The sequence below is a fragment of the uncultured Victivallis sp. genome, from assembly GCA_944389935.1.
GTDB lineage: Bacteria > Verrucomicrobiota > Lentisphaeria > Victivallales > Victivallaceae > Victivallis.
The window spans coordinates 15,951-29,702 of record CALXOE010000010.1; the positions used below are offsets into that span (position 1 = coordinate 15,951).

Consider the following 13,752-nt stretch of genomic DNA (forward strand, 5'->3'; position numbering starts at 1 on the left):
TCAGAGCTCGGGGAGCAGCATCCGCAGCAGAATCGTGATCATTCCGCCGGGAGTCTCAAGCTCCTCAAGAATCGTGAAGTGGTTGCGCCCGGCCAGCGTGAACGCGCCGCCGGGAAGTTTCGCCGCCGCCCGATGCCGGGCGAAATCCCAGCTCTGGCGCTGCAGTTCCGGCAGCTCGTCCGAACCGCAGACCGCGAACAGCGGTTTTTCCGACAGAGGAAGTCGAAGCGGACTCAGGCCGGCGACCTCTTCGGGTTTCAGAAGAAGTTTATCGTTCAGGCAGCAGAGGCGGATCGGCTCCAGATCGAAGATGCCGCTGATCGCGAGGACACCGGTTACGCCCGGTTCGTCGGCCGCCATGGCCGCGAGATGCCCGCCCGCCGACCAGCCTGCGACGACGATCCGGGAACGGTCGAATCCGAGAGAATCGGCGTGTTCCCGCAGCCAGCGCAGCGCATCGCGAATCTCCGTGACGATTCCGGCCAGATTCTGTTCCGGCGCCAGCGTATACCCCGACAGCGCCACCGAAATTCCATGATGCAGCGCCCCCGCCGCCAGAAACCGGAACGTCTCCTTGCGCCGCATCTGCCAGTAGCCGCCGTGGATGAACACCAGAAGCGGCGCGCCGGGAGAACCGGCACGGAAAAAATCGATGCGCTGCCGCTCCCGCGGCCCGAAGCGCAAGTTCAGCTCCCCGGGATATCGCTCCGCCAGCAGACGGCTGCGCGCCTCGAATCCCACGAGAATCCGCGCGCTGTCGGCGACCGCGCGCGTATTGTCGTAAGCCGCGTCGAGTTCTTCACGGGTCAGGAAATCACGATAGAGCGCTGTCATGGGATGCCTCTCGATGCGATTTCCGTTTCCGTTCTTTCACCCGGACGCGCCAGTCGGCGACCTCGGAGATGTCCGGCGCATACTCCGCGATGACCGCCTCTCCGATGAATCCCGGCACCCGCCGTCCGTCCGCCAGCTCCAGGGTGCCGAGCCCGAGCGGAGGGCGGATACCGGCGACAAATTCGGCGAAAGAGTCCGCTTCAAGCTCATAGAGCTCCACATAGCAGGATACGCCCCCCCTGCCGGTTCGCAGCAGGGCCGGGCGGGCGCCCCCCTCCTCCAATTCGTACATCCGATAGCATGGAGCGGTTTTCGCGCAGCCGAGAAAGCGCGCGCCGAGCGCCTCGAGCTCCGGATGCAGCGGCATCCCGGCGAGATGCGCACCGCAGACCGCGATCGGAAACCTCTCCGCACTCCGGAAACGGCGCGCCGCTTCCAGAAGCCTGTAATCGTCGAACGCTTTCCCCACCAGCGTGATTCCGAAAGGAAGATCTCCGGCGCGATCCGCCGGAACAGCCAGCGCCGAACAGTCCAGCAGGTTCATATAATTGGTGTAGTATCCGAGATTGCTGTTGAGCCGGATCGGATCGGCTTCGACCTCGTCGATCCGGTAGATGGTTCCGGCGGTCGGCGTGAGAATCAGATCCACCGCCGCAAACTGCGCATCCGCCGCCGCCCTGCACTCCTGAAGCCGGTACATCGCCCGGAAAACCTCCGATGGATGCGGCGTCCGCTCCGGCGTGATGATCGACCGGATCACCGGCAGCACCGAATCCGGATGTGTTTCAATGAACTCCCCGACCGCCGCGTAGCGCTCAAACACCCACGGCCCCTCGTAAAGCAGCCGTGCCGCCGTCAGAAACGGGGTGAAATCGATCTCCACTTTTTCGCCGCCCGCATCCTGCATTCTCCGCACCGCCCGCCGGAACGCCTCCCGGTACTCCTCCCGGCCGAAGAACGCGAGATCCTCCTCACGCGGGACACCGAATTTCCAGTGACGCGGCAGCGGATCACGTTCCGGCAGAACCCGGCTGTAGGCATCCTCCGGGTCGAAGCGGGCGGTTGTTTCCAGCAGGATTCCGGCATCCTCGAGATTCCGGGCGAAGATCGAAACGCAGTCGAGCGAGCGGCAGGCCGGCACTACGCCGCGGCAGCTCAGGACTCCCCGGCTCGGCTTGACTCCGACAAGTTCATTGAACGCCGCCGGAACCCGGCCGGAGCCCGCCGTATCGGTTCCCAGAGAAAAACTGCACAGATCGTACGCCAGCGCCGCGGCCGATCCGCTGCTCGATCCGCCGGAAACATATCCCGGCGCCAGACGGTTCGGTGCCGCCCCGTAAGGAGAACGCACGCCGACCAGACCGGTGGCGAACTGATCCATATTCGTCTTGCCGAGCGGAACGGCTCCGGCTTCGATCAGGAGTTCCACCACCCGCGCGGAACGCTCCGGCCTGTAGCTGTAGTCCGGACACCCCGCCGTCGTCGGCAGCCCGGCCACATCGATGTTGTCTTTCACGGCAAACGGAATCCCGTAAAGCGGAAGTTCCTCCGGCGAAGATGCTTCAAGTCCGGCGAGCCGAACCTCCAGCTGCTCCCGGTCGATCAGAGAAATCCAGATCCCGTCCGGAGCGGCGGCACATGCGTCGAGCAGTTCCGTAAGGACGCGACGCGGGGTCTTCGACCCGTTTCGATACGCCCGCCTGAGGGCGGCGATCGACAATTCGCAACTTCTCATCGAGTCTCTCTCCTTTCCCTCTGCCCGTCCCGCGTCCCGAACCGGACCGGCGTGGAAACGCGGGACGGACGAGGTTCAATTCGTCTTTACAGCGAACAGACACTGTCCGCTCTTGACCTCGTTCCCGGCGGCACAGAAGATCCGGACGATTTCGCAGTCGGACTCCGCGGCTACCGGAATTTCGGTTTTCATGCTCTCGAGCACCGCCAGAATCTCTCCGGCGCGAACTCGTCTGCCGGGCTCGCTGACGTTCAGTTTCCAGAGACTGCCCGCAACCGGCGAGTAAACCCCGCTCTCACCGGGTTTCAACTCGGCCTCCTCCGCGGGCGCGGCGCTTTCGACCGTATGGCTCTCGAAAGTGAGCTGGCCATTGGCGATCCAGCGCTCTTTCTCCTCTTCAAAGGCCCGTTTCCGCTTCGTCTCGAAGGCTTCGATGGAAGCGGCGTTCTCCTCGAGGAACTTCTCATATTCCTGAATATCGAACACGCTCTCTTCCATGCGGATATGGTATTTCCCCGCGATGAAGTCGCGCCGGATTTTCAGCAGTTCATCCGCCTCGACCGGGAAGAACCGGACCTGATCGAAGAATCGGAGCAGATAAGGTTTGCCCTCCACAAACTCCGGCGTGACGTTGAAGCGGTTCCACATCTGAACCGTCCGTCCGACGAACTGGTAGCCGCCAGGCCCCTCCATTCCGTAAACGCACATGTACGCGCCGCCGATGCCGACGGCGTTTTCGGGCGTCCAGGTCCGGGCGGGGTTGTACTTGGTTGTGACCAGACGGCGGAGCGGATCCAGCGGCGTCGCCACCGGCGCGCCGAGATAGACGTCTCCGAGACCCATTACGATGTAATTCGCGTCGAACACGATCTTTGCGACCTCCTCGACGGAATCGAGCCCGTTGATCCGCCGGATGAATTCGATGTTGTTCGGGCAGCACCAGGGGGCGTCCGGACGAACCGTGCTGACGTACTTCTGAATCGCGAGACGTGTCGCCGGGTCGTCCCAGCTCAGCGGCAGATAGACCGTGCGGGTCGGAACCGAGCGGATCGTCTCCGTTTTGAGTTTTTCGGCCAGAGCGGCGATCAACTTCAGGAGCTCCTCCTGCGTCATCTTCGCCGGATCGAAATGAATCTGAATCGAACGGATTCCCGGCGTGATGTCGAGAATCGCCGGCAGGTGCATCTCCTCAAGTTTGAGCATCCACGCATGCGCCGTAAAGCGGAGTCGCAAATCGATGACCGGCGGTCCGAACTCCAGCAGGAAATTCGCGTCTCCATCCTGACGGCAGACGATGCGGGACATCGCGTCCTCACGATGAAACTCCGCCAGAACCGGCGACCCGGAAACCGTGCCGACAGGTTCCGCAACCGGGTGATCCGCCTTTTCCGGGTGCTCCAGAATCGCCTCGAGCGCCTCGCGACGTTCAGCAGCCTGCGCCGGAGTGACGGGAATGAACTTCACCTTGTCTCCGCTGCGGAGCTGCCCGACTTTCCAGAGATCCGCCGTGATGATCGTCGCAGGACAGACGAACCCGCCGAGGCTCGGCCCGTCCTTGCCGAGAATCACCGGCATGTCGCCCGTGAAGTCGATCGTTCCGACGGCGTAGGCGTTGTCATGCAGATTGGACGGATGCAGTCCGGCCTCTCCGCCGTCCGGACGCGCCCACTTCGGCCGGGGACCGACCAGCCGGACGCCGGTACGCGAGGAGTTGTAATGGACCTCCCATTCCGCACGGAAGAACTCCTCGATGTCCTGATCCGTGAAGTAGTCGGGCGCGCCGTGCGGCCCGTAAAGAACGGCGATCTTCCAGCTGTTCCCGATGGACGGAACGGCACCTGCCGCCGGAGACAGCGGTTCGAAAACCTTCCAGTTGCCGATATGGAGCACGTCGCCCGCGGCGAGCGCCCTCCCCCCGTGTCCGCCGAAACGGCCGAGCGTAAACGTCGAACGGCTGCCGAGGTACTCCGGCACGTCGATTCCGCCGGCGACGGCGAAATAACAGCGCTGCCCGCAACGGGTTGTGCCGACTTTGAGCACATCGCCCTTCTTCGCGGCGATCGGCGTGTTCCGGGAGATCTCCGTTCCGTTCAGTGTCGCCGGAAACTCTCCGCCGGTCAGAGCAAAGAGCGCATCCGTATTGAAGCGGAGCGAGGCGCCCGAAAGCGTCATCTCCAGCCCCGGAGCCTCCGGCGCGTTTCCGACGATCCGGTTGGCCAGCCGGAAACTGTACGCATCCATCGGCCCCGACGGCGGAACGCCGACCGCCCAGTAACCGAGACGGCCGGGATAATCCTGCACCGTGGTCTGCGTTCCCGGGGAGAGAATTTCAAACGTCGGCGCAGAATAGGCATATTCTTTCAGCAGCCAGGTTCCGGCCCGCCCCTCGCGGAACGGCGCCATGCCGAGGACGTCGCGCAGCAGCAGAAGATTGGTTTCAAATCCGGCGATCTCGGTCGCCTTGAGCGCTTCTTCCGCCTTGCGGATCACCTCGGCGCGGTCTCCGCCTTTCACGATGATCTTCGCGAGCAGCGGGTCGTAGAACGCGCTGACTTCAGTTCCGGTCGAAATCCAGGTGTCGCACCGGACGCCCGCTGGAAACGCCGCGCGCGTGACCAGTCCGCTCGACGGCTGGAAGTTCCGGCCGGGATCCTCCGCGTAAATCCGGAACTCCATGGCCGCCCCCTCGGGACGGAAACTCTCCCCCGGCCGGAACGGACTCTCTCCGGCGGCGAGCCTCACCATCCACTCGACCAGATCGATTCCGAACACGGACTCCGTGACGCCGTGCTCGACCTGCAGCCGCGTATTGACTTCCAGAAAATAGAAACGATCCGCCTCGCTGTCGTATATGAATTCGACGGTTCCGGCAGACCGATAAGCGACCCCCTCCGCGAGCCGGCGGGCCGCCTCATGAAGCGCGCGCCGGGTCGCGTCCGGCAGATTCGGCGCGGGGGTCTCCTCGATCACTTTCTGGTTGCGCCGCTGGACGGAACAGTCGCGTTCGCCGAGAATCGCAACGCCGCCCTTTCCGTCGCCGAAAATCTGCACCTCGACGTGGCGGGCGCGCTCGATGTACTTCTCCAGAAACAGCCCCGAATCCTTGAAGTTGTTGCGGCTCAGGCGTCCGATCCGTTCAAACCCCTCCGCAAGCTCCTCATCGTTCCGGCAGATGCACATCCCGATTCCGCCGCCGCCGGCGGTGCTCTTGAGCATCACGGGATAACCGATTTCGGCAGCGGCCCGTTTCGCCGCCTGAACCTCATCCAGAAGTCCGCTCCCGGGGACAAGCGGAACACTCCAGCGTTCCGCAAGTTCCCGCGCCTTGTGCTTGAGCCCGAAGTCGACGAGCTGCTCCGGCGTCGGGCCGATGAATTCGATCCCGTTCCCGGCGCAGAGCCGCGCAAAAGAGGCGTTTTCGCTCAGAAAACCGTAACCGGGGTGAATCGCCTGCGCTCCGGTACGGCGGGCGGCGTCAAGAATCGCCTCCACATTCAAATAGCTCTCCGCGGCCGATGCGGGGCCGACCCGCACCGCCTCATCCGCCTGCAGGACGTGGGCGGCGGTCGCGTCCGGGTCCGAATAGACGGCGACGGACCCCACCCCCATCTTTCTGAGCGTGCGGATGATGCGGCAGGCGATTTCGCCGCGGTTTGCAATCAATACTTTCGTAAACATGATCGTTTGTCACTCCTCTTGATCCCAGATGATCATCTCGACCGGAGTCGGATTGTAATCATTGCAGGGATTGTTCAACTGCGCACAGTTCGAGACGAGAACCAGAACATCCATCTCCGCAAGCAGATCGACGTACTTTCCGGCACCGGAAATGCCGTCAGCGAATTCCAGATGCCCGCTGTCGTCGAGCAGGACTTTCGTGAAAAAATTCAGATTGCAGGTCTGGTCGCGCTTGCTCATCCCCGGCGTCTCCAGAAACTTCCGGACAAAAGTATCGCGGCAGCTGTGCATGTAACGGGTCCGATCGGTGTAACGGATCGTGTTCCCCTCCGCAGAGCAGCCGCTGCCGAGCGTATCGTGTTCGCCGCAGGTGTCTGCCACCACCCGGAACATGACGTTGTCGTCGTTGGAGCGGATTTCTGTTCCAAGTTCGATCAGCGCCTTGCGCTGAGCCGCCAGCGTATTGTTGACGTTGTAGCGCTCGGCCGGGTTGTGCGCATTGTAGAGAAGCATGTCGACGGACTGGTTGCCGCAGAGATCGATGATCCGCAGGATCTGCCCTTTCTTCACGGTGTGCATCCAGCCGGTTCCGGCCTTGACGGTTTCCGAATAGACGGCGGAAGCCCTGTCGCGCGGGATGTCCAACAGCTTATCGTTCATGTTCTTCTCTCCATTTCAGTTATCCCAGATGATCATTTTGACCGGCGTCGGATCGTAGCCGTTGCAGGGATTGTTCAGCTGCGGGCAGTTCGACACCAGAACGATGACGTTCATCATCGCCTGCAGTTCGATGTATTTCCCCGGAGAGGAGATGCCGTCGGCAAAATTGAGCCGGCCCTCCGCGTCGAGCGGAACGTACATGAAGAAATTCAGATTGTTGACCTGATCGCGTTTGTCCATCCCCGGCGTCGCAAGCAGTTTGGCCAGAAACGTCTCACGGCAAGCATGCATGTAGCGCGTATGGAACCCGTAACGGATCATATTGCTTTCGCAGGAACAGGCGCTGCCGAGCGTATCGTGATCTCCACAGGTGTCGGCCACCACCTTGAGCATGACGTTGTCGTCGTTGGAGCGCAGCTCGGTTCCGAGCCCGACGAGGGCGTTCCGCTGCGCTTGAACCGTCTGCTGCACGCTGTAACGCTCATAAATGTCATCGGCGTTGTAGAAGATGGTGTCGACCGCCTGATTGCCGTTCACATCGACGATCCGCAGGACCTGTCCCTTTTTCACGGTGTGCATCCATCCGTCACCGGCCTTGACGGTTTCGACATAAACGGCATCGGCCTCTTTGCGATTGCTTTCAAGATATTCCGTAACCATGACATCACCTCACGCAAGATAAAGTTCAGTTGCAATGAAACCCCGCTCGTTCTCCGGACACCAGGTGAAACAGGGATCCTCTTTTGTGCCGGGTTCGCAGCGGTAAACCGTCGCCTTGATCGGCTTGCGCGGATATTCGGTCGCGGGAGAAAGCGGATGCATACCGGTATCGAGAATCACCAGCGTATCGATCTCCGCGCGCAGGTCGACGTAATCGCCGGGTTTGGAGTTGCCCTCGATGAAACTCATGCCACCCTTGTCATCCACAATGACTTTGGAGAAGAAGTTGATGATCTCCGTGAAGTCGCGTTTGGTCATGCCGTGCTTGCCCAGTTCGACGAGCAGAGAGTCGTAACCGTTCCGGTAGAAGTCGTTGTGCGCCTCCTGATACTCCTTCTTCCCGAATTTCTTCTCGATGAGGGAGGCGTGGGCGCAGCCGCAGAGCATGTCGTGCCATCCGCAGGTGTCCGCGGGAACGCTCATGAGAATCCGCCCCATGTCGGAGTAGATGCAGCAATCTTTCGTGAGGCGGCAGATATGTTGAATCTTCAGGGTGTCCCCGAGATTGAACCGTTCCGAGAAATTCGCGGCGTTGTAGAACATGGCCGAAACGTTTCCGCCGCCCTCGATATCGGTCAGCCGCAGAGCCTGGCCCCGGCGAATGATGCGCGAGTAGTTCCAGCCTCCGGCGATGGTGGTTTCCGTGATGATCCGATCCGTGATGTCGCTGTTCATAATCATACCTCCTGTTCAGGTTTTACAAAAATGTCTTGTCGCCGACCATGTTGACGACTTTGAATTCACACTCGTCTTCCCGCTTGACGGGGGGACGGATCAACTTGTCGATGTGCTCCCGGGTTGCGAGGAATTCCGGTTCGAGCAGCATCCGCGAACGGCGCGGCCGCGGGAGCGGAACTTCGATGAGTTCATTGATTTCGCCCGGATTCGCTTTCAGAGCCAGAATGCGGTCGGAGAGATAGACCGCCTCGTCCAGATCGTGCGTCACGAAAATGATCGTGATGTCGATGTTCCGCCAGACTTCGAGCAGATAGTTCTGCATCTGAGTCCGGGTCTGCGCGTCGAGCGCCCCGAACGGTTCGTCCATGAGCAGAACGCGCGGCTGAGGCGCGAGGGCTCTGGCGATCGCCACACGCTGCTGCATGCCTCCGGAAAGCTGTCCGGGATAGTAGTCCGCATACCGGGCCAGCCCGATGATGTCCAGCCACTGCAGCGCGATGTTTTCGGCGGTGTCGCGATCCTTGCCGATCGATTCCAGCCCGAACATGACGTTCCGGCAGACGGTCAGCCAGGGGAAGAGCGTGTACTTCTGAAAGACCATCCCGCGTTCCGCGCCGGGAGCGACGACCGGTTTGCCGTCCAGCAGAATTTCCCCGGAAGTCGCCGTCTCGAGTCCGGCCAGAATGCGGATCAGCGTCGACTTTCCGCAGCCGGAGGGACCGATGATCGAGAGGAACTCCCGCTGATGGACCTGAAACGAAATATCTTTCAGGACAATCTGGTTTTTTCCGCTGGAAGTCGGAAACTCCTTGAAGAGATTCCGGGTTTCCATGATGACCGGGCGGCGAACCAGCCGGGCGAACCGGTCACGCACCTCGGGACTCATCATTTGTTTGTAATCAGGCAGAGTGCTGTTCATCTCTTTTCCTCCTCTCCTCTTTGGAAAGAACGATCGAAAACACCTGGTCGCGGGGACCGAAAATCTCCTCCGCCGCCCGGTAGAAAATCCCCTTGTGCTTGCTCTCCCACGGGAAGATCTGGCGGCCGAACCACGCGAGGAACATATCGCAGAACAATCCGATGCAGCCGATGATGATGATCGCGGCATACACATTGGAAAAGTCCCGGTATTTCGCCTGCTGGTTGATGAACCAGCTGATTCCGGAGCTCGTTCCGACGACCTCCGCGACGATCAGATAGGTCCACGCCCATCCGAGCAGAATCCGCATATCCTTGTAGAGCCGCGGGAGAACACTCGGGATGATGACTTTCATGAGGATTCTTCTCCGGGATGCCCCGAGAGTCTGAGCCGCTTCGATCAACGCGCCGTCCGCGCTGCGGGTGGTATTGGCCACCATCGGCAGCTGCTGGAAAAAGGTTCCGATGAAGATGATCGCAATCTTCGGCGCATCGTTGATTCCGAGGATCGCCACGCACAGTGTCGCAAACACCGGCGCGGGGAAATAACGGAAAAATTCGATGAACGGTTCGATCAGACGCTCGAAAAACGGAAATGTCCCACAGAGAATCCCCAGCGGGACACCGAAGAGCGAAGAGATCAGAAATCCGAGAAACACAATCCGGATGCTGTGCCCGATGCTCTCGTGAAACCACGCCTCCCCGTCGCGGCGCGGCGGAGTCAGAAACGCGGTCACCAGCGACCGGGCAACCTGATGCGGCGCAGGGAGGTAAGCGGGATTCGCCCGCTCCCCCCGCATGATTTTTCCGCCGCTCGAGGCCAGTTCCCGATTTTCCTCTTCAAACGCGCTGCGCTCGATAAGGTCGCCCGGGGCGCACAGGAAGCTGTCCCCCGCGTCCGTCACCCGAACCAGCGGATGATAGAGAAACGGGACGTAGCTTACCAGGCACCAGAGCAGGAGCGGCAGTGCGAACGAGAGAAACAGCAGAATATATTCCTGACGTCTGGTTAATTTTTTTCGTATGGCAAAACAGCCAACGTTCTGCATTTTCATCATGAACTTCCTCAATCCGGAACCGTGAATCATTTCTGACGGGACAGATACTCTTTCGTAAAGATCGGCGTGATATGCCGGTTCACATCGACGCTTTTCTTATAGATCTTATTCCCGAAGAAGAACTTGTCGACAATTTCCGAAGAACCGTAAATGGAGTCGAATCCCGGCGTTTTACGGAAACGGGCCAGCGCCTCCTCGGCGGTGAGAAAACGAGTCCCGTCGATATAGTCTCCATATTTTTTCTCAGAAACCCCGACCCGGTCCGCCATGATTTTGATCGCTTCCGGCCGGGTTGCCGGATCGTTCAGGAAATCGATGACATCGTACCAGGCGGCAATGACTTTCTTCCATTCATCGCGATGCTTCATCAGACTTTCCGTCGAAACCGTCAGCACATCGTAGATGATTCCGGGCTCGTCCGCGCTCGTATAGATGGCTTTTGATCCCTTCACGAGTTCAAGCGCGTTGCCCGAGTGCGGCTGCCAGGCGACCACGGCATCGACCTCGCCGGTCTCGAGGATCTGCGCGGCCTGATGGGTCGGCATATTCACGAGTTCCACGTCCGACTCTTTCAGTCCGTTTTTCGTAAGAGCATTGATGAGAAGCGCATGACTCAGACAACCGAATTCAACCCCGACCTTTTTGCCCTTGAGTTCCTTGACGGAATTGATTCCGGGGCGGGCGACGATTTTGTCGTTGCCGTTGCTGTAATCGTTGATGAGGATGATGACGTTCCGCGCGCCGGTCGCATTGAGCACCATCGCGTCGCCGTTGGAGAGTCCGACCGCATCGATTTTCCCGACGGAAAACGCATCAAGTGAGGGCCCGTACTCGAACCACTCGAGTTTGACCTTGACGCCGTGTTTCTGGAAAAATCCCTTCTTGTCGGCGATCTCCCAGGCGGTCCAGCCCGGCCAGTCGCTGTATCCGATCCGGAGCGTCGGCTGATCGGCCGCCATCATCACCAGAGGAGCAATGGCACTGAGGATTCCAGCTATGACAAATTTAAAACCACTCATTTTCAACCTCCTTTTCTCATGAACGGTTGGATGCCCTCTTTGCAGCAGGATGAATGCCAACCTTGTTTTTGAGGGGGAACAGGTCGATACAGCCCGATTTTGTTTTACAATTTTGTTCAAACCGGAGATCGCATACGACCAATTTTGTCTAAACGCCTCCGGATTCGATCAACCGGGGAACGGCTCGCTCCGACCGCCGTCGGCGACAGCCGGATCGCGGGCCGAGACCGTGAACGGCCGCATATCGGACCGGGTTTGGTCGGGCGGAGAATCCGGATATGCCCCCGGCGTTTTCAGAAAGCGGAATTTACATTTTCCGGGATTGCGTTCCGGAAATTCCGGAGGCCGGCCGCCCCGCCTCCATTTTCCCGCTTTTCCGCGGTGCCGGGCGAAAAAAGGAAAAAAATCCGCCTCCGGGGGTGAAAAAAAACAAATCTGGTGTATATTATTTCAATTTCCCGTTTCTAAACAAGCAACTTCGCAAGGAGAACCAACATGAGTTGTCCGTATCAGTGCTCGCACGAAGTCGAGCAGATGTGCCGCGTCGCCAAAGGCGTCAAACACGGCCCGGCCCCGATTCCCGAGGAGGGGAAGTGGGTCAAATCCAAGCAGATCTCCGATATTTCCGGCCTGACCCACGGCGTGGGCTGGTGCGCTCCCCAGCAGGGCGCCTGCAAACTCACGCTCAACGTCAAGGACGGCGTCATTCAGGAAGCTCTCGTCGAAACCCTCGGCTGCTCCGGCATGACTCACTCCGCCGCCATGGCGTCGGAGATTCTCCCCGGCAAGACCATTCTCGAGGCTCTGAACTCCGACCTCGTCTGCGACGCCATCAACGTCGCCATGCGTGAACTCTTCAAACAGATCGTCTACGGCCGTACCCAGACCGCGTTCAGCGAAGGCGGACTGCCCATCGGCGCCGGTCTTGAAGACCTCGGCAAGGGACTTCGTTCCCAGGTCGGGACCATGTTCTCCACCCTGGAAAAGGGACCGCGTTACCTCGAGATGGCCGAGGGATACGTCCTCGAGCTCGGACTCGACGAGAACAGCGAGATCATCGGCTACAAGTTCGTCCACCTCGGCAAAATGATGGAAGCCATCCGCAAGGGCGTCGAACCCGCCGAAGCATTCAAGGCCAATGTCAAGAGCTACGGCCGCTTCGACGAAGCCGTCAAGAAAATCGACCCGCGCAAAGAATAAGGAGTTCATGACAATGAGCGTGCAATTTGAAGGATACGAGCGCCGGATCGGAAAAATCGAAAAGGCGCTGAAAGAGTACGGCATCGAGTCCCTCGAGGCCGCCCGCGACCTCTGCCTCTCCAAGGGCGTCGACGTCGACAAGATCGTCCGCGGCGTGCAGCCGATCGCATTCGAGAACGCCGTCTGGGCTTACACCCTCGGCGCCGCCATCGCCATCAAGAAAGGTTCCAAAGATGCCGCCGAAGCCGCCGAGAACATCGGAATCGGTCTCCAGGCGTTCTGCATTCCGGGGTCCGTAGCGGACTCCCGTCAGGTCGGTCTCGGCCACGGCAACCTCGCTGCGATGCTGCTGCGCGAAGAGACCAAGTGCTTCTGCTTCCTCGCCGGCCACGAGTCGTTCGCGGCGGCCGAGGGCGCGATCGGCATCGCCAAGACCGCCAACAAAGTCCGCAAGGAGCCGCTCCGCGTCATCCTGAACGGACTCGGCAAGGATGCCGCCTACATCATCAGCCGCATCAATGGTTTCACCTACGTTGAGACCGAGTATGACTACTACACCGGCGAACTGAAGATCGTCGAGGAGAAGGCGTTCTCCAACGGGCCGAAAGCGGCGGTCAAGTGCTACGGCGCCGACGACGTCTCCGAGGGTGTTGCGATCATGATCAAAGAGGGCGTCGATGTTTCCATCACCGGAAACTCCACGAACCCGACCCGGTTCCAGCATCCGGTCGCCGGCACTTACAAGAAGTGGGCGATCGAGAACGGCCGCAAATACTTCAGCGTCGCCTCGGGCGGCGGCACCGGCCGCACGCTGCACCCGGACAACATGGCTGCCGGTCCGGCCTCCTACGGCATGACCGACACGATGGGCCGCATGCACGGCGACGCGCAGTTCGCGGGTTCCTCCAGCGTTCCGGCGCACGTCGAGATGATGGGTCTCATCGGCATGGGCAACAACCCGATGGTCGGCGCTTCGGTCGCCGTCGCGGTGGCGGTTTCCCAGGCGAAGTAATCGAGCTGTCGCAAATCAAAGCGGCGCCCCGTTTCATACGAGCGGGGCGCCGTTTTTTTGTTTTCCAAAACGTTTTTCAGGGAGGGGGAAGTGCTGTTTCCGGCGTTTCCTCCCGGATTGAATTCGGTTGTCAGATATCGTCGCCGGGAGCATTCACCGTGCAGCTTATGCGCTTCATTATGCATAACAAAGAGGCAGTTATGCATAGAAAATTTCAAAATTGACTCGGAACTCCCTGTC

At 60.2% G+C, this 13,752-nt stretch carries 11 protein-coding genes; 2 read left to right on the plus strand and 9 right to left on the minus strand.

All coding sequences use genetic code 11. From position 1 onward, the window contains the following. The 9 genes from Q0J85_RS04850 to Q0J85_RS04890 form a co-directional block, all read right to left on the minus strand. A complete protein-coding gene (locus Q0J85_RS04850; protein ID WP_294478767.1) occupies positions 1-834 on the minus strand; it encodes an alpha/beta hydrolase in 834 nt (277 codons plus the stop codon). Next, complete coding sequence (gene atzF, locus Q0J85_RS04855; RefSeq protein ID WP_294478770.1) at positions 815-2,569, minus strand: allophanate hydrolase; 1,755 nt, start codon at positions 2,567-2,569, stop codon at positions 815-817. The genes Q0J85_RS04850 and atzF overlap by 20 nt, the downstream gene beginning before the upstream one ends. A gap of 75 nt (positions 2,570-2,644) precedes the next feature. Further along, a complete protein-coding gene (gene uca, locus Q0J85_RS04860) occupies positions 2,645-6,247 on the minus strand; it encodes an urea carboxylase (protein ID WP_294478775.1) in 3,603 nt (1,200 codons plus the stop codon). Positions 6,248-6,256: 9 nt separating this feature from the next. Further along, positions 6,257-6,907 (minus strand): DUF1989 domain-containing protein, encoded by a 651-nt coding sequence (locus Q0J85_RS04865; protein WP_294478776.1) that lies wholly within the window; start codon positions 6,905-6,907, stop codon positions 6,257-6,259. 15 nt (positions 6,908-6,922) lie between these two features. After that, the gene (locus tag Q0J85_RS04870) at positions 6,923-7,567 is read right to left on the minus strand and encodes an urea amidolyase associated protein UAAP2 (protein WP_294478777.1); all 645 of its coding nucleotides are present in this window, start codon (positions 7,565-7,567) and stop codon (positions 6,923-6,925) included. Positions 7,568-7,576: 9 nt separating this feature from the next. Beyond that, complete coding sequence (locus Q0J85_RS04875) at positions 7,577-8,302, minus strand: urea amidolyase associated protein UAAP1 (RefSeq protein WP_294478778.1); 726 nt, start codon at positions 8,300-8,302, stop codon at positions 7,577-7,579. A gap of 22 nt (positions 8,303-8,324) precedes the next feature. Beyond that, complete coding sequence (locus Q0J85_RS04880) at positions 8,325-9,224, minus strand: ABC transporter ATP-binding protein (protein ID WP_294478779.1); 900 nt, start codon at positions 9,222-9,224, stop codon at positions 8,325-8,327. Beyond that, entirely contained in the window at positions 9,205-10,278 is a 1,074-nt protein-coding gene (locus tag Q0J85_RS04885; RefSeq protein WP_367274601.1) for an ABC transporter permease subunit, read from the minus strand. The genes Q0J85_RS04880 and Q0J85_RS04885 overlap by 20 nt, the downstream gene beginning before the upstream one ends. A gap of 29 nt (positions 10,279-10,307) precedes the next feature. After that, positions 10,308-11,300 (minus strand): ABC transporter substrate-binding protein, encoded by a 993-nt coding sequence (locus Q0J85_RS04890; RefSeq protein WP_294478781.1) that lies wholly within the window; start codon positions 11,298-11,300, stop codon positions 10,308-10,310. Between the two features lie 534 nt (positions 11,301-11,834). Here Q0J85_RS04890 and Q0J85_RS04895 point away from each other — a divergent pair. Together Q0J85_RS04895 and Q0J85_RS04900 are read left to right on the plus strand one after the other, a co-directional pair. Beyond that, on the plus strand, positions 11,835-12,500 hold the full coding sequence (locus tag Q0J85_RS04895; protein WP_367274602.1) for an iron-sulfur cluster assembly scaffold protein: 666 nt from the start codon (positions 11,835-11,837) through the stop codon (positions 12,498-12,500). Between the two features lie 13 nt (positions 12,501-12,513). Beyond that, positions 12,514-13,512, plus strand: coding sequence for a GGGtGRT protein (locus tag Q0J85_RS04900; RefSeq protein ID WP_294478784.1), 999 nt, complete (start codon positions 12,514-12,516; stop codon positions 13,510-13,512). Positions 13,513-13,752: the final 240 nt, after the last annotated feature.

Excerpts from the sequence above, each read along its gene's own strand:
- Q0J85_RS04850 (WP_294478767.1), bottom strand. The coding sequence starts at position 834 with ATGACAGCGCTCTATCGTGATTTCCTGACCCGTGAAGAACTCGACGCG.
- atzF (WP_294478770.1), bottom strand. The coding sequence starts at position 2,569 with ATGAGAAGTTGCGAATTGTCGATCGCCGCCCTCAGGCGGGCGTATCGA.
- uca (WP_294478775.1), bottom strand. The coding sequence starts at position 6,247 with ATGTTTACGAAAGTATTGATTGCAAACCGCGGCGAAATCGCCTGCCGC.
- Q0J85_RS04865 (WP_294478776.1), bottom strand. The coding sequence starts at position 6,907 with ATGAACGATAAGCTGTTGGACATCCCGCGCGACAGGGCTTCCGCCGTC.
- Q0J85_RS04870 (WP_294478777.1), bottom strand. The coding sequence starts at position 7,567 with ATGGTTACGGAATATCTTGAAAGCAATCGCAAAGAGGCCGATGCCGTT.
- Q0J85_RS04875 (WP_294478778.1), bottom strand. The coding sequence starts at position 8,302 with ATGAACAGCGACATCACGGATCGGATCATCACGGAAACCACCATCGCC.
- Q0J85_RS04880 (WP_294478779.1), bottom strand. The coding sequence starts at position 9,224 with ATGAACAGCACTCTGCCTGATTACAAACAAATGATGAGTCCCGAGGTG.
- Q0J85_RS04885 (WP_367274601.1), bottom strand. The coding sequence starts at position 10,278 with ATGAAAATGCAGAACGTTGGCTGTTTTGCCATACGAAAAAAATTAACC.
- Q0J85_RS04890 (WP_294478781.1), bottom strand. The coding sequence starts at position 11,300 with ATGAGTGGTTTTAAATTTGTCATAGCTGGAATCCTCAGTGCCATTGCT.
- Q0J85_RS04895 (WP_367274602.1), top strand. The coding sequence starts at position 11,835 with ATGTGCCGCGTCGCCAAAGGCGTCAAACACGGCCCGGCCCCGATTCCC.
- Q0J85_RS04900 (WP_294478784.1), top strand. The coding sequence starts at position 12,514 with ATGAGCGTGCAATTTGAAGGATACGAGCGCCGGATCGGAAAAATCGAA.